This is a genomic window from Parerythrobacter lacustris (assembly GCF_024626475.1).
Classification (GTDB): Bacteria; Pseudomonadota; Alphaproteobacteria; order Sphingomonadales; family Sphingomonadaceae; genus Parerythrobacter_A; species Parerythrobacter_A lacustris.
Genome location: NZ_JANKHH010000003.1, coordinates 105,254 through 127,044 on the forward strand (window position 1 = coordinate 105,254; position 21,791 = coordinate 127,044).

The following is a 21,791-nucleotide window of genomic DNA, read 5'->3' on the forward strand; positions in this document are numbered from 1 at the left end:
TCAGATCTCCAGGATGAGCGCGCCGTAGGGCGGCAGGGTGTCGGGGGTGGCGGAATTGACGGCGAGCAGGACCTTGCCGCGCGCATCGGACAGCGGCAACGGGTCGGGGCCGAGGTTGAACAGGCAGCGAACCCGCTGGCCATCGCCGGCGCGGGTCAGATCGAGCAGGCTTCCCTTGGCGATGCAGGACGTCACACTGCCATGATGCAGCGCGGGGTTGGCGTTGCGCAGCGCGAGCGCTTCGCGGGTGAACGCCAGCATCGCTTCGCTGTCCGCCGCCTGCCGGTCCGCCGCGCGGGCGAGGTTGGCTTCGCTCAGCGGGAGCCACGGGGTGCCGGTAGTGAAGCCGCCGAATTCGTCCTGCGCGGTCCACGGCATCGGGGTGCGCACCCCGTCGCGCGACAGGGTCAGCGGCCAGTTGGCGATGGCTTCGGGGTCCTGCAGCTGGTCGAACGGGATATCGTCCTGTTCCAGCCCCAGTTCCTCGCCCTGGAACAGGATGATGTTGCCCCGCAGGCAGGCGAGCAGCGCCATCTTGAGCCGCGCGAACGGCTCGATATGCTCGGGCGCACACCAGCGCGAAACCGCGCGCGGCGCATCGTGGTTCTCGAACGCCCAGCTCGGCCAGCCGGTGCCGCCTGCATCCGGCCATTCGCCCAGAGCCGCGCATACCAGCTCGGGCGTCAGCCGGTCGGCGTAAAGGAAGTTGAAGCCATAAGCCGAATTGAGATGGGTCTCGCCGTCGGTGAAGGCTTTCATCTCCGCCCCGGCATCGGCACCGCCGACTTCGGCCACGGTGAACACCGCGTCGTAGCGATCGGTCAGCATCCGGATGCGTTCGATGAAGCGCGGTATGTCGGGGTGCGACATATTGTGCGACTGGAGCTGGAAATCGAACGGGCGGCTGCGCGGCTTGCCGCTGTCGGGCGCGGGGGGATTGTCGCGCAATTGCGGATCGTGCATCGCGAAGTTGAGCGCATCGATGCGGAAGCCGTCGACCCCGCGGTCGAGCCAGAACTGCATCACCGCCAGCATCGCATCCTGCACCGCCGGCTTGTGCAGGTTGAGCTGCGGCTGGCTGCTGAGGAAATTGTGCATGTAATATTGGCCGCGCCTGGCATCCCATGTCCAGGCGGGCCCACCGAATACCGATTGCCAGTTCGAAGGTGGCGACCCGTCGGGCTTGGCATCGGCCCACACATACCAGTCGGCCTTGTCGTTATGTTTCGACGACCGGCATTCGGCGAACCATGGGTGCTCGTCCGAAGTGTGCGAATAAACCTGGTCGATCAGGACCTTGAGGCCCAGCCCATGTGCGCGGGTGACCAGCGTATCGAAATCGGCCAGCGTACCGAAGATCGGATCGACGCCGCAGTAGTCGGCGACGTCGTAACCGAAATCCTTCATCGGGCTGGTGAAGAAGGGCGAAATCCAGATCGCATCGACGCCCAGCTCGGCAACGTAATCGAGCCGCGATGCGATGCCCGGCAGATCGCCGATCCCGTCGCCGTTCGAATCCTGGAAACTGCGCGGATAGATCTGGTAGATCGATGCGCCCTTCCACCACGGGCGCGCGGGATCGATCGCGGGTTGCGGAGCGGTGGCCACGTCAGTCGTTCTCCGTCGTGTGCAGGGCGCAGGCCGCATAGCCGTATGGCGGCAGGGTCAGGGTGATTGTTCCCGGCGCGGCGGGTGCGGCGGGGCAGTCGCCGAGCAGCGTCGACACGCTGGTCGCGCGATAATCGATCTCTACATTGCGGGTGATCGCTTTGCCGCTGGTGTTGTAAGCGAGCAGGACTCGCTCCCCGCTGTCGGCATCGTGGCGTTCGACCGCGAGCAGGCCCGGGCCTTCGTGATCGAAATTGCGGATCGTCGTCAATCCGCGCCGCAGCGCCGCGCTGCCGGTGCGCGCCTTCGAGAGCTCGGCGATCTGGCGGTAGAGCGGATGGCTGGTATCGAAATTGCTCTCCGCCGTAGTCGCATCGGTGCCGAGCAGGGTGTTATCGTTGTAGACCGCGACCTTACTCGGGAACATATCCTCGCGCGCGAGCTGGTCGTTGCCGTCGGAAACGAAGCCCTGTTCGTCGCCGTAATAGACCGTCGGCACGCCGCGCAGGGTGAACATCATCGCATGGCCGAGCATCACCCGCGCGAGCAGTTCGTCGGCATCGGCATCGGGCGCATTCTGCTTCACGAACATCGAGAAGCGCCCGAAATCGTGATTGCCGAGGAAGGTCGGAAGGCCCGTCGCGGTCTTTGCGCCGCCGGGATAGATCGCGTCCTGCTCGAGGAACTCGGCCATCACCCGCGGCGATTGCTTGCCGCTCGCGACCTGCTGCGCCGCTGCCGCGAAACCCATGTCGAGCGCATAGGGCAGCCCGCTTTCGGCCATCACCCGCGCGTTGATGATTGCATCGGGGCTCTGGTAGGCGATCTCGCCGAAGATGTGGAAATTGGGGATGCCCTTCGCTTCGGCCCGTTCGAGCATGGCGGGGACGAAGGCCTGCCAGAATTCCGGGTTCACATGCTTGGCGGTGTCGATGCGGAAGCCGTCGATCCCGTAGCGGTCGATCCAGTCGCCGAAGATTTCGATCATGCCCGAAACCACGCGCGGGTGTTCGGTCGCAAGATCGTCCAGCCCGACGAAATCGCCGTAAACGCTGCTCTCGCCGATCCAGAAGCTGTCGCCCCGATTGTGGTAATAGATCGGATCGTTGAGCCAGGCGGGGACCTTGACGTCTTTCTCTGACGCCGGAACCACCGGGGTGTAGGCGAAGGACGGATCGGTCAGCTTCGCCCAGTTTTCCGCGCTCGGGTCCTTGTCACCTGCAAAGCCCGAATTGATCGGCGCCCCATCCGGCCCGCCGCGGGTCGAGTAGGGATAGTCCGCCTTGCTGCGATACTGGTACTGGTCCTCGGCATAACGGATCACGTCGGCGGTGTGGTTGGTGATGATGTCCATATAGACCTTGATCCCGCGCGCATGCGCCGCGTCGACGAAGGTGCGGAAATCGTCATTGGTCCCGAAATGCGGGTCGACCTGGGTGAAATCGGTCACCCAATATCCGTGATAGCCCGAGCTTTCGTCGCCCTTCGGGCCTTGCACCGGCTTGTTCTTGAAGATCGGCGCGAACCAGATCGCGGTGACGCCCATGCCCTGGATGTAGTCGAGCCGCGCGATCAGCCCCTTGAGGTCGCCGCCGTGGTAGAACCCCTTATGCGCGGGGTCGAACCCGCTCTTTAGCCGGTCCGCCGGGAGGCCGCCGAGATCGTTCGATGGATCGCCGTTCTCGAACCGGTCGGGGAGGACGAAATAGACCACCTCGTCCTGCGGCAGGCGCTCGCGCAGCGTATCGGCCCCGTCGTGATGCTCGGCCCATGCCGGAGCGGCGGTGGAGATCGCCAGGAGGGAGGCGGCGAGGGCAAGGAACGGTTTCATCAGGCAGACTTCCTCTGGTCCGGGGGCATGCAATAGGCGCGCAAGAATTCGACGTGGGGCGGCAGGGTGGCGGCGATGCGTTCGACACCCTGTTCGATCCGGAGCATCATCGCGGCGAGCTGTTCGTCGGGTAGTCCGTCGGCGATCGGGTTCCAGCTTTCGGGCATCACGTCCTGCCCGGCGAAGACCTGCAGCCAGCCTTCCGGCGTGAACAGTTCTTCGTGTTCGCGATGGATGAAGCCGGTGGCGCGGAATTGTGCGATCTTGGCCTCCAGCGTATCGGGCAAGGCCATCGCACGGCAATGGTCCCAGAACGGCTCGCCGGTGCGGCCGTTGGCATGGTAGTGCAGGATCAGGAAGTCGCGGATCCGCTCCCACTCGAAGCGTGCGTGGCGGTTGAACTCGGCAGCGATGGCGGGGTCGATCCGTGCCCCGGGCAGCATCTGGAGGAAGCGCGCGATCGACGACTGGATCAGGTGGATGCTGGTCGATTCGAGCGGCTCCATGAACCCGGCGGCGAGCCCGATGCCGAGGCAATTGCCGCGCCACTGCTCGGCGCGCATGCCGGTGGTGAAGCGCAGCGTGTTGGGTTCGGCCTGCTGTTCGCCATCGAGATGGGCGAGCAGGATGTCGAGCGCCTCCTGCTGCTCCATGAAGGCGCTGCAGAACACATGGCCGTTGCCGATCCGGTGTTGCAGCGGGATTCGCCATTGCCAGCCCGCCTTGCGCGCGGTGCTCTTCGTATAGGGGGTGAAATCGCCCTTGGCCGCGCAGGGCACCGCGATCGCGCGGTCGCACGGCAGCCAGTGGGTCCAGTCGAGGAAGGCGCTCCCCATCGCTTCGCCGAGCAGCAGGCTGCGGAAGCCGGTGCAGTCGATGAAGAAATCGCCGGTTACCGTCTCGCCGCCCTGCAAGGCAATCGAGGCGATATCCCCGCTCTCACCATCGCGCACGACGTCGCCGACCAGCCCTTCGATCCGCGCCACGCCGCGCGCTTCGCAATAGCGGCGGAGATAGGCGGCATAGAGGCCGGCATCGAAGTGATAGGCCCACGGCATGTCGGGCGCGGGCTGGCCCGGTTCGCTGCGCCAGATCTGCATTGCATTGCGGCGCGCCGCCGCTTCGTTGAGCGAATAGGCGGCGAGGTCCTTCGCCTTGCCTGCGGCGCGCGCGCGCAGCCAGTAGTGGTGGAACGGCAGCAGGCCATGCGGCTGGCCGATATTGCCGAAGGCGTGCATGTAACTGCGGCCTTCGCCCGCCCATCCGGCGAATTCGATCCCGAGTTTGAAGCTGCCGCGTGTCTCGCGCAGGAACTCGGCTTCGTCGATCCCCAGCCCGGCATTGAACAGGCGGATTTGCGGGATCGTCGCCTCGCCCACGCCGATGGTTCCGATCGCATCGGACTCGACCAGCGTGACGCTGGCCTGCGTGAAGCGGGCGAGGGCCGCCGCCGTCATCCAGCCAGCCGTTCCCCCGCCGACGATGACGATTCTCATTGCCGACTGCTTGGTCATTCGTGCCTCTCTTGCGGATGAGGCTGGCGGGCCCCGGCGCGGTGCCGGGGCCCGTTATGCGTCAACGGAACTTGTAGGTGAAGCCTGCAAGGAACCGGCGGCCGTAGATCTGGTAATCGACGACCTGGTTGCGGTTGCCGCCGATCGAAGCGAAGCGTTCGTCGGTCAGGTTCTGGCCCTGGAGGTAGAGCGAGAGGCCGTTGAGCGCGCTGTCGTCGGGGAAATCATACCCGATCTGCGCATCGATGATCGTCTCGCCCAGCGCGATCCTGCGGGTCGGCGAACCGCCGAAGCCGGTGAAGTCACCGAGGAAGGTCGACCGGTAGCGAGCGCTGGCGCGGGCGTTGAAACCGCTCTTCTCGAAATAGGCCGTGCCGTTGACCACCCACTTCGAATAGCCGGGGATCTGCGTCTCGTTGCCGCCCGCATCCTCGACATTGGTCTTGGTGTAACCCGCACCACCAGTGATGCCGAACCCGTCGAGCGCCTCGCTGAAGGTGGCGAAGGGCAGGGTGACCGCCAGTTCGCCGCCGTACAGATCGCCGCCACCGGTGTTGATCGGCGCATCGAGCGTGCCCACCGTCGGAAGGTTGGGGAAGCCCGCCGCGCCGGTCGGTTCGGGGAAGCCCGCATAGTCGAACGCAAAGCGGCCGTTGAAGATGAAGCTCTTGATGTCCTTGTAGAACAGCTGGACCGCGACCACGCCCCCGCGTCCGAAATACTGCTCGATGTTGAAGTCGACCGCATTCGCACGATAGGGCCGCAGGAACGGGTTGCCCCCGCCGCCGCGGATAATCCCGCCGGGGACCGAATTGTCGATCCCGTAGCCGATCGACAGGCGGGTGTCGTCGAGCCGCGGACGCATGATCTCGCGCGCGGCGGCAAGGCGGATCACCGTGTCGCTGTCGAGGCGGAGCGAGAGGTTGAGGCTCGGCAGCACATCCCAGAAGTCATCGCCGAAGGTCCGCTCTTGCGGGCCCGTCGGGGTGAAGATGAAGCCGGTCGATTTCTGGTTGGTGTTGACCGCCTGGACCCCGATGTTCCCGGTCAGCGTGCCGCCGCCCAGCTCCTGCTCGATATTTGCCTGGAGATAGGCGGTCATCAGGTCTTCGTTGACGGTGTAGCCCTTGCCCAGCACGTCGGCGGCGGCGTTCGGGCCGGTCGCGACGCGGGGCTCGAGAACGAGCACACCCGCATCGATCAGGTCGCGCGCGTCGTAGCTCACGATCGGGCCAAGGCCGAGGTAGCTAAGGTCGGTCGAACGCAGCAGGAACTGGCTCGGCACGGTAGCGGTGAGCGCACCGTTCGGCAGGCGAACGAAGGCCTCGTCGGGGGTCAGGCTCTTCTCGCGCGTCGTGTAGTTCATGCCGTACTGCACGCTGCGGATGAAGCCGCCTTCGAATTCCTTCTCGACCTCGGCGCGGAACTGCAGCAGCTCGTCGTCGATGATGCGGTTGTTGAAGTAACCCGCCTGCGGCACGGTGCCGCCACCCCAGCCGAGCGGGTCGGTGAGGAAGATCTGCGCCGGGTTGGAATAGTCGAGCGAGGGGTTGAACACCGTGCCGGTCGGGCCAGACTGGAAGCCGATCGTCGCCGATGCGCCATTGCCCGTGTCGTCACCGTTGAACCCGGTGCCGGCATAGCTTTCGAGGCTCAGCTCGTTGCGGTCGGTGCGCGAATAGCCGAAGTCGAAGAAGGCGTTCCAGCCGTCGTCACCTTCGTGATCGACGTTGAAGCCGAACGAATAGAGGTCGGCCTTGCGCTGGAAGATGTCGTTGCGCACCACGCCGCGCACATTGTTGAATGTGCCCGAGGTGGCGAAGCCGTCTTCGACATTGCCGATCGTGGTGGTGGTGCCGAACGCGCCGAAGCCGAGCGGCAGTTCGATCCCGCGCTTCGACTGGTCGTCGTTGAAGTTCGAATAGAACCCGTCGAGCGTCACCATGATGGTCGGCGCGGCCTGGTATTGCAGCGTGCCGTTCACACCGAAGCGCTTGAGTTCGGTCGAGGTGACGAAGCTCTTCGATCCGCCGATCACGCTCGGCGATGCTGCGGTGCCCGAACCGGCGTAGCCCCAGGCGTTGAATTCCTGCAGCTGGTAGGGCTCGCTGACGTAAGAGGCGGCCAGCGAGAGGCCGACCGTATCTTCGGCGAACTGGTCGACGAAGGCCGCGTTGAGCCGATAGCCGATATCCTTCGAACCGGCATTGAGTTTGCCGAGGTCGGCATAGGAAGCGCGCGCGCCGACCGCGAGCACCTGCTTGCTGGTTTCGAGCGGGCGGACGGTGCGGATATCGACCGTACCGACCAGGCCCTGGCCGACCAGCGAGGCGGTGGGCGATTTGTACACCACCACCTGATTGACGATTTCAGAGGGATACTGGTCAAGCTCGACCGAGCGGTTGTCGCTGGTGGTGGTCTGTTCGCGGCCGTTGAGCAGGGTCTGCGAGAAATCGGGGCCGAAACCGCGGATAGCGATCACGTTGGCGCGGCCGTTGAGGCGCTGCGAGGTCAGGCCGGGCAGGCGGGCGATCGACTCGCCGATCGACGAGTCGGGCAGCTTGCCGATGTCTTCCGCCGTCACCGACTCGAGGATCTGGTCGCTGTTGCGCTTTTCGGCGACCGCGCTTTCGAGCGAGGCGCGGAAACCGCTGACGATGATGACATCGTCCTCGTTCTCGCCGGCCTCGGCGGTTTCTTCGTCGTCGGCGTCCTGCGCCAGCGCGGCTTGCGGTGCGAATCCGCCGACGAGCGCGAGGGCGAGTGCCGGCGCGCTGATTCCCGACGTGAGGAAATTGCGTTTGATCACAGTGTCTTCTCCCAGTCCCGCCGCACCCCTGCGGCGATAGTCACAAATCTTTTGGGGTGCCGAACCAAGTAATTCGGGCCCCTCGATTGTGCCTTTCGGCCAAGAACACTGCCTTCGCATAGTCAGCATACGTATGTTTGTGCGGCGCACAACGGAGCGGTGTTGCGCGATTGCATCAAATTGTCACACTGGCCTGAAACGCGCGGTGCCGCTCAGCGCGCTCATTGCGCGGCGCGCGTGCGAGGGATAGGTCTGCTCCCAAGGGAGAGATGATGGGCCGCCAACCCACAGGGAAGCCGACGAGCTTCGACATCGCCTATCGCGCCGGGGTCTCGCAGCCCACGGTCAGCCGGGCCTTGCGCGGCGACAAGGCGGTCAGCGCGGCGACCCGCGAGAAAATCGAGGCGATCGCGCGCGAGCTCAACTACACGGTGGACAAGAACGCTTCATCGCTGCGCTCGCAACGCGCCAACACCATCGCGCTATTGTTCTTCGAGGACCCGACGGCGGACGATTCCAACATCAACCCGTTCTTCCTCTCGATGCTCGGCTCGATCACCCGCGAATGCGCCAACCGCGGGCTCGACCTGCTGATCTCGTTCCAGCGGATGGAAGACGACTGGCACGTCAAATACCAGGACAGCCACCGCGCCGACGGGCTGATCCTGCTCGGCTATGGCGACTATACCGCCTATGCCCAGAAGCTGGAAAAGCTGGTCGAGCAGGGCACGCATTTCGTTCGCTGGGGATCGGTGCGCGAAGACAATATCGGGCCGACGGTGGGTTCGGACAATTTCGGTGCGGGGAAGCTGGCGGGCGAGCACCTCCTGTCGCTGGGCCGGCGGAGAATTGCCTTCCTCGGTGATGCCGACGAGGGCTATCCCGAATTCGCCGACCGCTACGCCGGGTGCTGCGCGGCGATGCGCGAAGCCGGGATCGAGCCGGATAGCAGGCTGCGCAAGGATGCGCTGACCAACGAGGCCGACGGCTATATCGCGGCCAAGTCCCTGATCGCCGACGGGCGACCGTTCGATGCGATATTCGCCGCGAGCGACCTGATCGCGATCGGCGCGATGCAGGCGCTGGCCGAAGCCGGGCTACGCGTGCCGGGCGATGTCGCGATCGTCGGCTTCGACGATATTCCGGCGGCGAACCACACCAGCCCGCCGCTGACCACGCTGATGCAGGACCTGCGCGGCGCGGGCGGGGCCTTGCTCGACGTGCTGACCGAAGCGATCGAAGGGGATGCAATCACCCGGTGCGAACTGCCCGCACGGCTGGTGATCCGGGCCAGCACGGTCGGCCAGCCCACGCCTGCCGCAGTGCGCCCAGCCGCCTGAGCGGACGCGAAATCACCGGCAATACATTCGTATGCGTGTTGTCGGCCCGGCGTTTTGCTGCCAGCCGTCGAAGGTGCCAGCGCGGCGAGAGCCCGCGCGCACCGATTGGGAGACGGAAATGACCGGACGCGAAAAGCCGCGCCAGAACTGGGCTGGGCTATTCAACATCAGCTTCGGCTTCTTCGGAATCCAGATCGGCTTCGTCCTTCAGAACTCGAACATGAGCCGCATTTTCCAGACTCTGGGCGCGAGCATGGACGACCTGCCCGTCCTGTGGATCGCGGCTCCGTTGACCGGTCTGATCGTCCAGCCGATCATCGGATATCTGTCCGACCGGACCTGGAACGTGCTTGGTCGCAGGCGCCCCTATTTCCTGACCGGCGCGGTTTTCGCAGCCTTGTCGCTCTTCCTGATGCCTCTCGCGCCGACCTTTGCAGCGCCGTTGGTCTTTGCTGCTTTGTTGCTGTGGGTCCTCGACGCGTCGCTCAACATCTCGATGGAGCCGTTCCGCGCTTTCGTCGGCGATATGCTCGACAGGTCGCAGCACGCCACCGGCTATGCCGTGCAGACGGCCTTCATCGGTGCCGGTGCCGTAGCCGCAGCGATCTTCCCCTGGTTGCTCGAACAATTCGGCGTCAGCAATGTCGCGGCGACCGGGGAGATACCCGAAACCGTGCGTTGGAGTTTCTGGGCCGGAGCTGTCGCCCTGTTCGCGGCAATCGGATGGACGGTCTTGACCACGCAGGAGTACTCGCCCGAGCAGTTGGCCGAGTTCGAGGCCGAGCGCGAAGTGCAAGACAGCGCCGGTGTAGCTGCGTTGGCGCAGAAGGGCTACGTCGGGCCGCTCGCGTGGATCGCTGCCGGTGGCGGAGTAGCCTTGCTGGTTGCGCCGTTGGGTCTCGAGAAAGAAATCTACCTCCTCGGCGGGCTTCTCGCCACTTACGGCGTGCTGTCCGCCATCGGGATCATGCTGGCGAAGCAGGGCAAGAGCGCCAACATGCTCTCCAGCATTGTCGGAGACTTCTCCGGCATGCCGGAAACCATGAAGCGTTTGGCGCTGGTCCAGTTCTTCAGCTGGTCGGCGCTGTTCATCATGTGGATCTATTCCGGGCCGATCGTCTCGCAATACTTCTTCGGCAGTGCCGACCCGACCACCGCAGCCTACAACGAAGGAGCCAACTGGTGGAACCTGATCTACACCATCCAGAACGGCGTGGCCGCTATCGCGGCGCTGGCCTTGCTCCCAGTTCTCGCTAGGCGCTTCGGCAAGGCAATGACCCACACCATCTGTCTCATGCTCGGCGCGGCGGGGTTCCTTGGCTTTTTCGTGCTGCGCGACCCGAACCTATTGATCGTGTGCGAAGTCCTGAAGGGAATCGCCTGGGCCTCGATCTTGGCGATGCCCTATGCCATTCTCGCCAGCAGCCTGCCGCAGGCCAAGCTCGGGATATACATGGGGCTCTTCAACGTCTTTATCGTGGTGCCGCAGCTGCTGGTGGCGACGGTGATGGGATCGATCATGAAGGCCTTCTTCCCGACCGAGCCGATCTGGACGATGGCTTTCGCGGCCGGGACGCTGGTTGTGGCCGCGCTGGCCATGCTGCGCGTCAGGGTGCCCGCCGACAACCCGGCCTGACCGGGCGCGCCGGCGCTCAATCCAGATCGATCGCCCTCTTGCCGACGATCGACACCCCGTACCCGTCGAGCGCGACGAGCGAGCGGTCGGAGTTGGTCAGCAGTTCCATCTCGTGCACGCCGAGTTCGTTGAGGATTTGCGCGCCCACGCCGTAATCGCGCAGCGCATCCATCGGCTCGGTCGGCTCGCCTTTCAGCTTGCGCACCTGGTCGGCGATGAAGCCGCCCGAGGCGCGCGGGATCATCACGATGATGCCCGCCCCTTCGCGCCCGATGATCTCCATCGACTTGGCGAGCACGCGGTCGTCGGGGCTGTCCTTGCCGAAGATGTCGTTGAACATGTCGAGCGCATGCATCCGCACCAGCGTCGGCCTGGCAGGGTCGACATGGCCCTTCCTCAGCACGATCTGTTCGGTTCCGGTCGCGCTGTTGTAGAAGGCGAGCGCGGTCCAGTCGCCGCCCCAACGGCTGGAGAACCGCGCTTCGGCGCGCATTTCGGCGAAATGGTCGTGGCGCAGGCGGTAGGCGATGAGGTCGCGGATGGTGCCGATCTTGAGATCGTGCCTGCGCGCGAAGCCGACCAGATCGTCGAGCCGCGCCATCGTGCCGTCCTCGTTCATGATCTCGCAGATCACGCCCGAGGGGTTGAGGCCGGCGAGCCGCGAGATATCGACCGCCGCCTCGGTATGGCCGGCGCGCACCAGCACCCCGCCGTCGCGCGCGACCAGCGGGAAGACGTGGCCGGGGGTGACGATGTCGTCCGGCCCCTTGGAACTGTCGATCGCGACGCTGACGGTGCGCGCGCGGTCGGCCGCGCTGATCCCGGTGGTCACGCCCTCGCGTGCCTCGATGCTGGTGGTGAAAGCAGTCTGCATCAACTCGCGGTTGTTGCGGCTCATCGGTTCGAGCCCGAGCTGGTCGCAGCGCGCGCGGGTGAGCGAGAGGCAGATCAGCCCGCGTCCGTGCATCGCCATGAAATTGATCGCCGCCGGGGTGGCCATCTGCGCCGGGATGATCAGGTCGCCTTCGTTCTCGCGATCCTCGTCGTCGACCAGGATATACATCCGCCCGTTGCGCGCCTCGTCGATGATTTCCTCGATGCTCGCGAGGACCGGGCGGTCGTCATTGGCCTCGAGGAAGGCTTCGAGCTTGCCGAGCGTTTCGGCGGTCGGGTTCCACTGCGGCTCGGTGCAGTCGCGCAGCGAATTGGCATGCAGCCCGGCGGCGCGGGCGATGGCGGATCGCGACATCTTGCCCGCGTCGACGAGGGTGCGGATGCGCTGCTGGATGGTGAGTTCGCTCATGGATGGCAGGAATATTCAGTCGACTGTGATTCGTCAAACCGGGAATCACATTACAATGTGAAACCGCGTCAGGAGATCTGCCGCAGCGTCCCGTGGTAGGCCAGCGATTCGCGCACCCGCGCCAGCGCGCTGCCCAGCGGATCGGGTTCGTCGAGCAGGGCGAAGCTGCCCGAGACGACATAGCTGCAATGGCCGTGGACCGAAGCAATGAGCGAGCGGGCGAAACGCGCGACGTCGAGCTCCGTATCTGCCGGCAACACAAGTGCAACCTCGTCCTCGACAATGCCTGTCAGTTCGGCGCGGTGCGCGAGGTCTTCCTCCGCCAGCGAAGCCCCGTCGGGAAGTCGATGCTCGTAGATCGCCGACCACAGTTGGGGATGGGCGAGGGCGAAGTCGAAATAGCCGCGCACCAGGCTGGCGATGCGGTCCTCTCCGCCGCGTTCGAGTGCGTCGCGCAACCATTCGGCCCACAGCGCGAAGGTGCGGGTGTTGATCGCCGCCACCAGCCCGTCGAGCGAGCCGAAGACATTGTAGATCGTCCCGACCGTGTAGCCCGCGCGCCGGGCAACCAGCCGGCCCGAGAAGCCGGCATAGCCGACCTCCGCCATCAACCGGTGCCCTTCGCCGAGCAACAGCGCGCGCAATTGCGCCGGAGTATGATCGGATCGCCGCCCCATGGGCAGCATCCTAGCACCCAATTGAACACTGTCTAATATTTATATTGAACATCGTTCAATTGTGCGATAAACCGTGTCCAGTTTGCGACCGGGGAGGTTTGCGCATGACGGGCTTGGTGATTCTCGTGCTGGGTTTGGCAACGGTCGTCCTGTGGACCCGCGCGGATCGGCTCGACCGGCGGCTGCGCGTGATCGAACCGCGGCTCGACATGCTCGAATTTGCGCTTAGCGGATCGCGGCAAGCCGAAGCGGGCAGCGCTGTGCCCGTGCCGCAAGCGAGCGAGGCAGTCTCTGCTGCCGAGCCTGTGGCACCGCCGCCTGCGGAGCGTGACGAGGAACCTCGCCGCGCTACCATAATTCCGGCCATGCGCGAGGAGCCCGTCGTGCGCTCCGAGCCGATTGAGGAAGCTGCGGCACCGAGCGAGGAGCTCGCCGCCGAACTCGCCGAGCCCGCCGAACTGCCCAACCACCGCCGCCCGCGCTTCGATTTCGAGGACCTGTTCGGCCGCTTGCTGCCGATCTGGGCGGGCGGCGTCGCGCTCGCGGTCGCGGGGTTCTTCCTCGTGCGCTATTCGATCGAGCAGGGCCTGCTCGGCCCGACCGTCCGCACGGCGCTCGGCTTCCTGTTCGGCACCGGGCTGATCGCCGGGGCCGAACTGGCCTATCGGCAGGAACACCGGATTGCCGACCCGCGCGTGCGGCAGGCGCTCGCCGGGGCGGGCCTCGCGACGCTCTATGCCAGCTTCTACATGGCCGGCAGCCTGTACGGGCTGATCGGACCCGGCGCGGCATTCGTCGGGCTGGCGCTGGTCACTGCGGCGGCCATCGGCCTGTCGTTCCGCTTCGGCCTGCCGAGCGCCATCCTCGGACTGGTCGGCGGATTTGCCGCGCCGGTGCTGGTCAGCAGCGACGAAACCAACCTGCCGCTGCTCGCGCTCTATCTTGCGCTCGTCACCGGGGGGCTGAGCTTCGCGGGCCAGCGGCAGGGGCGCAGCTGGCTCGCGCTCGCCGCGCTGGCGGGCGGGCTGGGCTGGGGCGTGCTGATGCTGCTGTCGGGCGTGACCGGATCGGCCGATATCGTCGCGCTCGGCGGCTACATCGTTCTGCTTGGCGCGGTCATTCCGGCCTTTACCGGAGGGCCATCCGCACCGCCGCTGCTGCGCGCCGCCATCGCTGCCATTGCCGCGTTGCAGCTGGCCGCGCTGGTCTCGATCGCGGGCTACGACCCGACCGCTTGGTCGCTTTACCTGCTGCTCGCGGCGGCGCTCGCCTTCTTTGCATGGCGCGAACCGCGCATGCGCGAGGCGAGCGGCTTCGCTGCGCTGCTCGCGCTGTGGATGCTGGGAATGTGGAGCGATGCGCCGACGCAGGGGTTCGTCGCGGTCACCGCCGGGCTGACGGCGGTTTTCGCGCTGGTTCCGCTGGCGCATGTCTGGCGGCGCAGCGAACGGATCACCGATGTCGCCCAGATCGTGCTTGTCCCGCTCGGCCTCGCCGCGCTGGTGTGCTTCCAGTTCTGGCGCGAGCTGGGCGAGAACGGCCTTGCATTCACCGCGCTCGGCTTTGCGGCCATCCCGACGGCCGCGTGCTGGCGCAGGTGGAAGCCCTTGGCCGAGCGGCTCGACTACGTCGCCCTGGCCCCGCTCGCCGCATCGGCAATACTGATCATCGCCGCCGGATGGTTCGTGGTGCCGCCGTGGGCGGCGCCGCTTCCGCCTGCCTTGGTAGCGGCGGGGGTCGTCGGTTTGGCCTTCCGCCGCGAACAGGGGGCCGTCTCGACCCTTGCCTGGATCGGCATCGCGCTGGCTGGCCTTGCGCTGATTGCCACCGGGATGGACGGGCAGGAGTTCGACCGGCTGGCGGCAATTCGCGAGCCGGCGATCGAAGGACAGACGCTGTTGCGCTGGTTCGCGTTGCTGCTGGCTCCTGTCCTGCTCGCGCTGCGGCCTGCCCGCACCCCGAGCCGGTTTGTCGGCGAGGTGGTCGGCACAGGAATCGCTTATGGACTTGCTGCGCAATTTTTGCCCGGCGTCGCGCTCGGCTGGTTGATGGCGGTGGCGGCGGTCGGGCTGGCTTTGCTGCCGCAGCGGCGCATGGCGGCAGCCTCGACCGCGCTGGCGATCAGCCTTGGCTGGGCGGTCGAGCCGCTCTTCATGTGGCTCACATATGCGGGCCAGTCGCTCGGGGGCGAGGCGATGCTGATGGCCGGAGAGCTGGGCTGGCGCGACATCGCCCTGCGCATCGCGCCGCCGTTGGTGGCCCTGGGGGCGATGGCGAGGTCAGCCGATTCCGACAGCCGGGAAACCCGTGCCGCGCTGCTGGCGGGGTTCGGAATTCTGGCGGCGGTGGCGGGCCACATCGCCTTCAAGCAGGTCTTCGCCATTTCAACGCCAGAGCAGTTCATGACCTATGGCTTGGCCGAGCGGACGGTGTGGCAGGCGATCCTGATCGTCGCAGCGGCAGCGATGTATCGGTTCGCCGATCGCGTGCCCGGATTGAAGCTGGCCGCAGCACTGACCGTTGGAGCATCGCTAGCGCACTTCACCCTCTATTCTCTGCTGCTGCACAATCCGATGGTCGTTGCCCAAGCCGTTGGTCCATGGCCGCTCGCGAACCTTGTCCTTGCGGGTTTTGCGGTTGCGCTCGGCGGTGTTGCACTGCTCCGGCAACTGGCACCGGAAGAAATGCCTCTGGCGCGCCGCGCCTGCGATGTCGCCACCATGGGGCTGATCGTGCTGGGTGCGCTGCTGCTGCTGCGGCAGGCCTTCGCGGGCACGATCTTGCTCGATCCGCCGGTGGGCGGGACCGAGGACTTGCTGCGCTCGCTGCTCGGCATCGTGCTCGCGATCGGCTTCCTCGGGTGGGGCGCCTATCGCCAGAGCCGCAGCTGGCGTATCGGTTCGCTGGTGTTGATGCTGGTCGCGGTGCTCAAGGTCTTCCTGCTCGATGCAGCAGGACTCGAGGGGCTGGCAAGGATCGCCTCGTTCATGGCGCTCGGCTTCAGCCTGATCGGGATCGGCTGGTTCTACACCCGCCAGTTGTCGGGCGGGGCAGGCGAAAATCGCGGGGAGGCCAAAAAGAACGAAATGCCGTCATGAGCGTGTCACATCACCTCGCCAATCCCCGTCGCGAAAGGGGCATGGCGCAGTGGAAATCGTCTCGATCTTCCTCACCGGGGAAATGGCCGACAGTCTCGACGATTTCGACAGCGGATCGAGCCGGTTCGTCTTCGCACGCCTGACACCCAAGGGGCCCAACCGGCTGGTCGAAGGGACCATGTGGGCCTTCGTCGACTGGGTGATGGACGATCTCTCGGGCCTCGAAATGGTGCGCCGTTTGCGCGCCGACCCGCGAACCAGCGACGCGCATGTGACCATGGTGCTCGAACAGGACGACGCGGAGGATCGCCGCCGTGCGCTGCGCGCCGGGGCGGACGATTATATCGTCGGGCCGCTCAATCGCACCATCGTGCTCGACCGGGTGATGGCGCTCCAGTCTAAACACCAGCGCAGCTCGACCTCGCGGATCGAGATCGGGCCGCTGTGCATCGATATGGCGGCACTGCGCGCCAGCTGGAACGACACGATTATCGATCTGCGCCCGAACGAATTCCGCCTGCTGCGCTTCTTCGTCGAGAATTCGGACAAGGTGCTCACGCGCAGCGAACTGATCGAAGGGCTGGGCAAGCAGGAACCCCCGATCGACGAGCGCACGGTCGATGTGTGGATCGGACGCCTGCGCCGCGCGCTCAAGGCGGCGGGGGCGGGCAATCCGCTGCGCACCGTCCGCTCGCTCGGCTACGTCTTCGACTCCCCGCGCGGCTGATACCGACGCGGCACCGGCCCGCACCCCCACCCGGCCTCCCAAGACATTATGCTTTTTGGGTGGCCGGGTGGGGGTGCGGGCCGGTGCCGTTTCCACGCAAGTGGAAGAATCGCGACACCAATGAAAAATGGCCGCCCCTTGCGGAGCGGCCATTCTTCGTACCCTGGGAGAGGGATCAGAATTCAGCCGAGACCGAGAAGGCGAAGCTCTGCCCGACCTTGTAGCTGTTGATGTCGATCCGGGTGGTGCCGTTGTCCTGGAATTCGAAATTGTCGCGCCCGAAGATGTTGCGCGCTTCGAATTTCAGCTCGAACGGCTGCTTCCACAGCGAGACTTCCTGCCGCACCACGAAGTCGATCGTCAGGCCCGGATCCTCGATGATGTCGGGCAGGTTGGCGGTGCCGCGGCTGGTCACCCGCTCGCTCGAGTAATTGACCAGGATGGTCGCCTGCTGGAGCTTGTCGGTGTTTTCGAGGCCCAGCTGCAGGTTTGCCATGTGGTCCGACTGTCCGGTCAGCGCGACGCCGTCACGGAAGAAGTTGGTCGCCGGCTGCTCGGCAAACGGGAACACCCGCGCGATATCGCCCGCACCGACATTCAGCTGCGACTGGGTGTAGGTGTAGTTCGCCACCGTGACGAGGCGCTTGTTCTCCCACCAGCCGCCCCAGTCATAGAGGTCGAGCCCGTACTGCAGGTCGAACTCCGCGCCGTACAGCGTCGCTTCGGGCGCGTTGGCGAAGCCCGAAATCCGGTCGTTGTCGGAGAAGCTCGAGAACACTTCGATCGGGTTGTCGATCTTCTTGTAGAAGCCGGCCAGCGACACCCGGTTGCCGCGCCCGAAGTAATACTCCGCGCGCGCTTCCGCATTGAACAGCTCGCTGTCGACCAACGCCGGGTTGCCGTTGAACTGGCGGTTGGTTTCCGGATCGTAATAGGTCTGGAAGATCAGCTCGCGGAACTGCGGGCGGGCGATCGTCTTCGACGCGTTGACCCGGATCTGAAGCGAGTCGGTGGCTTCCCATGTGATGGTCGCCGCCGGCAGCCAGTAGTCATTGGCGAGGAAAGTCGAGCTGCCGGAATTGGACGGCACGGCGAAAACTTCGACCGGGACGACCGATTGTTCGGCATCCTCGTAGCGCACGCCGATGTCGATCATGACCCCGCCAACCGGCTCGACCTGCCCCTTGAGGTATGCCCCGTGGATGGTCAGCCCAGCCTGGAACGCAGGATCGGACTCGGTGCTTTCGATCAGCCCGATATCGTAGAAATCGATCACTGCATCGCCCAGCAGCAGGTCGGGGCGCAAGGCACCAACGCCGTCGGGGAAATCGCTGTTGGCGTTGATCAGGAACTGGCGCCGCTCGGAATACCGGTCGGTGTCGGTGTAGGCATAGCCCGTCGTCAGCCGCAGCCAGTCGGTCACCGGATAGCTGAGGTCGATGCCGCCGTACCACAGTTCTTCCTTGAGCTCCGAGAAGGCGACCGATGCGCTGCCGGTCTGGCGGTCGAGCACGTTGATGAAGGTATCGCCCAGCGGGTCGTTGGGGTTGTTGGTGCGGACATAGGTGAAGCTGTATTCGTACGGTGCTTCACGCTGGGTCTGCGCATAGCCGCCACGCAGGTCGACATCGAGGTCGCCAAACACCAGCTCGGCCACAATCTGGCTGTCGATCAGCTGGCGTTCGTGCCAGATCGTGTCCTGCTGGAATTCGCTGTCATCGTCCTGGAAATCCTCGCCGATCGCGAGGCGCGACTGCTTCAGCGTGTCGCGAATGAACAGGTTGGTCCAGCGGAACAGGTGATCGCCCGCTTCGAGACCGAAGCCGACCAGCCCGTTCACCAGGATGCGGTTGTCGGTCACGAAATCGGTGAAATCGGTATCGAGATCGAGATCGGCGTTGGCCGCCGTCTGCGACGTGATCGAGCGGTTGCGCCACTTGTTCGAGATCGACGCGGCGGCGATAACCCCGAAGCGGCTGGAGCCGATATCGAACGAATCGCCCGCGGTGATGCCGCCCGACCAGTTGACCGGAAGCTCGTCGACGTTTTGCGTCAGGACGAGGTTGGGATTGCCGAGCTGCTTGAGGATCGCAGCCTGGTCCACGCCGAGGTCGGTCAGGCGCGCTCCGCTGTCGAAGAAAGCCTGAAGCGCGGGCGGGACATTGCGCGTCCCGTCGTCGAAGCCGAACCAGTCGTAATCCGACCCGTAGTAATCGATGCCGCGCGAAAAGGTCGTCTGTTCGTCGCCGCTGATCCCGGCACTGATCTTGATGAAGCCTTCATCGGGCACGGCGCGCGTCGTGAGGTTGATCACCCCGCCGCCGAATTCGCCCGGGAAGTTGGCCGAATAGGTCTTCTGCACCAGCGAGCTGGCGATGATACTGGTCGGGAAAATGTCCAGCGGCACCACGCGGCTAAGCGGCTGCGGTGAAGGCAGCGGCAGGCCGTTGAGCAGTGCAAGCGAATAACGGTCGCCGAGGCCGCGCACGAAGACGAAGCCCTGGCCCTGCACCGAGAGGCCGGTGACACGGCCAAGCGCACCCGCGATGTCGCCCTCGCCGGTGCGGGCGATTTCCTCGCTGGTCAGGACCGAGACCACCTGGGTCGAGCTGCGGGTGACGTCGCGGTTGCGGCGGCCCGTGACGACGATTTCGCCGCCGCCGCCGGGGATCGAAATCTCCGGCTCTTCGGTCACTTCTTCGTCGACCGGCTGCTCGTCGGCTACGGCCTCTTCCTCGGGTTCAACGTCCTGAGCGAACGCCGCCACCGGGAAGGTGAGGGCGGTGGTTAGCAGGAGCAGCCCCGTCAACTGCTTGCCGGTAGACATGGTCGATGACCCCTTCGTCACGATGAATTCCATTCGGTTCCCGGCTGTGCCGGTTGAGTGCAGCAGAGGCCCCGGCACCGCGTGCCGGGGCCTCCCATGCCGATTACGAAGTGTAGACCGGCAGCGACGTGCAGGCGCCGACGTTGCTACCGAAGGTCAGCGTGCTGCTGTCACAGGTCCAGCCCTGGAAACGGCTGGCGTTCTGCGCCGCACCGATGAAGGTCGGAACATCGAAGAAGCTCGACAGTGCGGTGGGGTTGAACACCGGGACCGCGTTCTCGCTGGCTCCATTGATGAAGCCGCCGGTCAGCGTCGCAGTGAAGTTGCTGTTGTTGTTCGTTCCTGCGGCAAAGAATGCCTGCAGGTTCGCAATCGTCGCCCCGCCGTTGCTGCCGTTGCGGAACGGGGTGTCGCAATCCATCACGAACGACTGGAAGCGCGGTGCACCCAGTTCGTCCAGCGCAGCGTTGGGGCCCTGGATGGTCTGCGCATCGTCGACCCGGATACAGGCCGTGCCCGCAGATCCGTCGACCAGCACCGAGTTGACGATCGTGTAGTCGGTGCCGCCACGGATGCGGATCGACTGGTCGTTGGTGCGGCGCTGGATGAAGGTCGCGTTGGAGATTTGCGTGTTCTGGCGCGGGGTCGAGTCGTTGAAGGCGTTCGAAGAGTCGGCTTCGATGACGCCGTCGCCCACGCCGCTGCGTTGGGCCACAACGACATACTGCAGATTGGTCTTCACGCCGGTGTCGGTATCGATCGAGTCGTCTTCCGAGCCAACCACGACCAGGCCCTTCATGTTGACGAAGCCGCCGAAGAACTCGACGCCGTCATCCGAACTGTTGAAGCTCATGATGTTGTTGAACACCGTACCAGTGCCGGTGCCGCCGGTGGTCAGCGACTGGAGTTCGTTGTCGCCCGAAAGGACGAAGCCCGAATAACGGATCTGGACGAATTCCATGCGGCCGGAGTTGTCGGCATTGGTCGCGCCGCCGTAAACGGCGGGCTGCGCCGCGCCTTCGACCTGGCGTTCGCAGTTCACGCTGCCCGGGGTCGCGCCCGGTGCGATACAGTCGGTCACCGGCGCGCGGCCGGCGAGGACGACGCCGCCCCACTGCCCCGAGGAGCTGTCGGTGTTGAGGCCGAGCACGTTGTCGCGGCTGGTGAACACGATCGGGCGGGCCGAAGTGCCGACCGCGTTGATGCGGTTGCCGCGGTTGACCATCAGGAAGGACGAGCCGCTGGCATAGATCATTGCGCCGGGCGAGATGGTGAGGGTCACGTTGGTGTCGCTCAGGCCGTCCGAAGCATCGGGGGCGGGGCCGCCATCGGTGCCGACATCGACGCGGCCGGGCATGCGGTACAGCAGACCGCGGATGTAGGGCAGCGTGCTCGAAGTGTTGAAGCGGGCCGGCAGCGCGCAGACGCGATAGGTGCCGGTCGGGCCGGAAATCGTGCCCTCATCGGTCAGGCCCTGCGCATCGGCGATGGTCGGGCAACCATTGGCTGCCACAACCCCGGAGCTGGTCGGGGTCGGGGTCGGGGTCGGCGACGGGGTCGGGTTGTTGATGATGATATTGCCGCCGGTGCCGGGCGAGGCAATTTCTTCGGCACCGCAACCGGCGAGTGCCAGCATGCTGCAACCAAGTACGAGCGAGCGAGTGAGTGTCTTCACGGGTGCGGTCCCCTCTGGGTATCCAAATGATTGGTGACGAAACTTTGACGCGACCGAATGCGTCGCGAATCGCCAGCTACGACCGCTGCGTGACAGTTTGTTTGCAAGATTTCGCTTTGAAGTAAGTGGCTTAACTATGACCGAGAAATGACAAATATGACAGAGCGAGGCGCTGTTTGGGGTGCCGGGCCAACCGGAGGTCAATGCGCTCCCGGGCGAATATTACAATTCAATGACAGTTTTGCATTTTTGTTGCAGTTTTGTGAAAGTGGCATCAGATTCGACCCATAATCAATGGGAGAAGCCGTTATGGCAGCAGCACTTGGTATCGCTCTTGCACTCACGATGCAGATGCAGGCAGTAACCCCGGCAAGCGATGTCGCGTTCGACGAACTGGCCGCGGAGCAGAACCGCGCCGCGATCGAGAAACTCGAAGCGGCGCCTGCATCGGGCGCGCAAGACCCGGCCAAGCTGATCAACCTCGGCATCGCCTATGCACGCGAGGGACAACTCGACCACGCACGCGCGCTGTTCGAGCAAGCCGCCCGGAGCGAGGACCGCGTCCGGCTGGAAACCGCGACCGGCGAATGGGTCGATTCGCGCTGGCTGGCAATCCGCGCGATCGCCTTGCTCGACGCCGGCGAGTTCGGCGGTTCGGAAAGACTTGCTGCCCGCTAGGGCCTGAGCCTCGATTTCGCACTTCCGGTCCGCATTAGCCGGAGCCAAGAAGCCCGCGCGGTTCGGTC

13 protein-coding genes are annotated in these 21,791 nt (G+C 65.2%); 5 read left to right on the forward strand and 8 right to left on the reverse strand.

Annotated elements, in window-relative coordinates; translation table 11 throughout:
* The 4 genes from NSO95_RS03890 to NSO95_RS03905 all read right to left on the reverse strand — a co-directional run bounded on the left by NSO95_RS03890 (window position 1) and on the right by NSO95_RS03905 (window position 7,762).
* A complete protein-coding gene (locus tag NSO95_RS03890; RefSeq protein WP_436278019.1) occupies window positions 1-1,647 on the reverse strand; it encodes an alpha-amylase family glycosyl hydrolase in 1,647 nt (548 codons plus the stop codon).
* Window positions 1,610-3,439, reverse strand: coding sequence for an alpha-amylase family glycosyl hydrolase (locus NSO95_RS03895; RefSeq protein ID WP_257594847.1), 1,830 nt, complete (start codon window positions 3,437-3,439; stop codon window positions 1,610-1,612). Before NSO95_RS03895 ends, NSO95_RS03890 begins: the two co-directional genes overlap by 38 nt.
* The gene (locus NSO95_RS03900) at window positions 3,439-4,953 is read right to left on the reverse strand and encodes a tryptophan halogenase family protein (protein WP_257594848.1); all 1,515 of its coding nucleotides are present in this window, start codon (window positions 4,951-4,953) and stop codon (window positions 3,439-3,441) included. The genes NSO95_RS03895 and NSO95_RS03900 overlap by 1 nt, the downstream gene beginning before the upstream one ends.
* 61 nt (window positions 4,954-5,014) lie before the next feature.
* Window positions 5,015-7,762: a TonB-dependent receptor gene (locus NSO95_RS03905; protein ID WP_257594849.1), complete on the reverse strand. Its 2,748-nt coding sequence runs from the start codon at window positions 7,760-7,762 to the stop codon at window positions 5,015-5,017.
* 272 nt (window positions 7,763-8,034) lie between these two features.
* On the opposite strand from NSO95_RS03905, the gene NSO95_RS03910 reads away from it, so the two are divergent.
* Together NSO95_RS03910 and NSO95_RS03915 are read left to right on the forward strand one after the other, a co-directional pair.
* Window positions 8,035-9,102 (forward strand): LacI family DNA-binding transcriptional regulator, encoded by a 1,068-nt coding sequence (locus NSO95_RS03910; RefSeq protein WP_257594850.1) that lies wholly within the window; start codon window positions 8,035-8,037, stop codon window positions 9,100-9,102.
* A 118-nt stretch (window positions 9,103-9,220) separates the two neighbouring features.
* Window positions 9,221-10,738 carry an MFS transporter gene (locus NSO95_RS03915; RefSeq protein ID WP_257594851.1) on the forward strand — a complete coding sequence of 506 codons (1,518 nt, stop codon included), beginning with the start codon at window positions 9,221-9,223 and terminating at the stop codon, window positions 10,736-10,738.
* A 16-nt stretch (window positions 10,739-10,754) separates the two neighbouring features.
* Here the strand turns inward: NSO95_RS03915 and ribB are convergent, their stop codons facing one another.
* Window positions 10,755-12,041: a 3,4-dihydroxy-2-butanone-4-phosphate synthase gene (ribB, locus tag NSO95_RS03920; RefSeq protein WP_257594852.1), complete on the reverse strand. Its 1,287-nt coding sequence runs from the start codon at window positions 12,039-12,041 to the stop codon at window positions 10,755-10,757.
* 68 nt (window positions 12,042-12,109) lie between these two features.
* Window positions 12,110-12,718 carry a TetR/AcrR family transcriptional regulator gene (locus tag NSO95_RS03925; RefSeq protein ID WP_257594853.1) on the reverse strand — a complete coding sequence of 203 codons (609 nt, stop codon included), beginning with the start codon at window positions 12,716-12,718 and terminating at the stop codon, window positions 12,110-12,112.
* 104 nt (window positions 12,719-12,822) lie between these two features.
* On the opposite strand from NSO95_RS03925, the gene NSO95_RS03930 reads away from it, so the two are divergent.
* Both NSO95_RS03930 and NSO95_RS03935 read left to right on the forward strand, forming a co-directional pair.
* On the forward strand, window positions 12,823-15,816 hold the full coding sequence (locus NSO95_RS03930; protein ID WP_257594854.1) for a DUF2339 domain-containing protein: 2,994 nt from the start codon (window positions 12,823-12,825) through the stop codon (window positions 15,814-15,816).
* Between the two features lie 49 nt (window positions 15,817-15,865).
* Window positions 15,866-16,543 carry a response regulator transcription factor gene (locus NSO95_RS03935; protein ID WP_257594855.1) on the forward strand — a complete coding sequence of 226 codons (678 nt, stop codon included), beginning with the start codon at window positions 15,866-15,868 and terminating at the stop codon, window positions 16,541-16,543.
* Window positions 16,544-16,718: 175 nt separating this feature from the next.
* Here the strand turns inward: NSO95_RS03935 and NSO95_RS03940 are convergent, their stop codons facing one another.
* Both NSO95_RS03940 and NSO95_RS03945 read right to left on the reverse strand, forming a co-directional pair.
* Complete coding sequence (locus tag NSO95_RS03940; RefSeq protein WP_257594856.1) at window positions 16,719-19,370, reverse strand: TonB-dependent receptor domain-containing protein; 2,652 nt, start codon at window positions 19,368-19,370, stop codon at window positions 16,719-16,721.
* A 103-nt stretch (window positions 19,371-19,473) separates the two neighbouring features.
* Window positions 19,474-21,045: a beta-helix domain-containing protein gene (locus tag NSO95_RS03945; RefSeq protein ID WP_257594857.1), complete on the reverse strand. Its 1,572-nt coding sequence runs from the start codon at window positions 21,043-21,045 to the stop codon at window positions 19,474-19,476.
* Between the two features lie 309 nt (window positions 21,046-21,354).
* On the opposite strand from NSO95_RS03945, the gene NSO95_RS03950 reads away from it, so the two are divergent.
* On the forward strand, window positions 21,355-21,723 hold the full coding sequence (locus tag NSO95_RS03950; RefSeq protein ID WP_257594858.1) for a hypothetical protein: 369 nt from the start codon (window positions 21,355-21,357) through the stop codon (window positions 21,721-21,723).
* Window positions 21,724-21,791 lie beyond the last annotated feature (68 nt).

What these genes read in the sequence shown, in the direction of transcription:
- NSO95_RS03890 (WP_436278019.1), bottom strand. Translation starts at nt 1,647, where the DNA reads ATGCGGCCTGCGCCCTGCACACGACGGAGAACGACTGACGTGGCCACC.
- NSO95_RS03895 (WP_257594847.1), bottom strand. Translation starts at nt 3,439, where the DNA reads ATGAAACCGTTCCTTGCCCTCGCCGCCTCCCTCCTGGCGATCTCCACC.
- NSO95_RS03900 (WP_257594848.1), bottom strand. Translation starts at nt 4,953, where the DNA reads ATGACCAAGCAGTCGGCAATGAGAATCGTCATCGTCGGCGGGGGAACG.
- NSO95_RS03910 (WP_257594850.1), top strand. Translation starts at nt 8,035, where the DNA reads ATGGGCCGCCAACCCACAGGGAAGCCGACGAGCTTCGACATCGCCTAT.
- NSO95_RS03915 (WP_257594851.1), top strand. Translation starts at nt 9,221, where the DNA reads ATGACCGGACGCGAAAAGCCGCGCCAGAACTGGGCTGGGCTATTCAAC.
- ribB (WP_257594852.1), bottom strand. Translation starts at nt 12,041, where the DNA reads ATGAGCGAACTCACCATCCAGCAGCGCATCCGCACCCTCGTCGACGCG.
- NSO95_RS03925 (WP_257594853.1), bottom strand. Translation starts at nt 12,718, where the DNA reads ATGGGGCGGCGATCCGATCATACTCCGGCGCAATTGCGCGCGCTGTTG.
- NSO95_RS03930 (WP_257594854.1), top strand. Translation starts at nt 12,823, where the DNA reads ATGACGGGCTTGGTGATTCTCGTGCTGGGTTTGGCAACGGTCGTCCTG.
- NSO95_RS03940 (WP_257594856.1), bottom strand. Translation starts at nt 19,370, where the DNA reads ATGTCTACCGGCAAGCAGTTGACGGGGCTGCTCCTGCTAACCACCGCC.
- NSO95_RS03950 (WP_257594858.1), top strand. Translation starts at nt 21,355, where the DNA reads ATGGCAGCAGCACTTGGTATCGCTCTTGCACTCACGATGCAGATGCAG.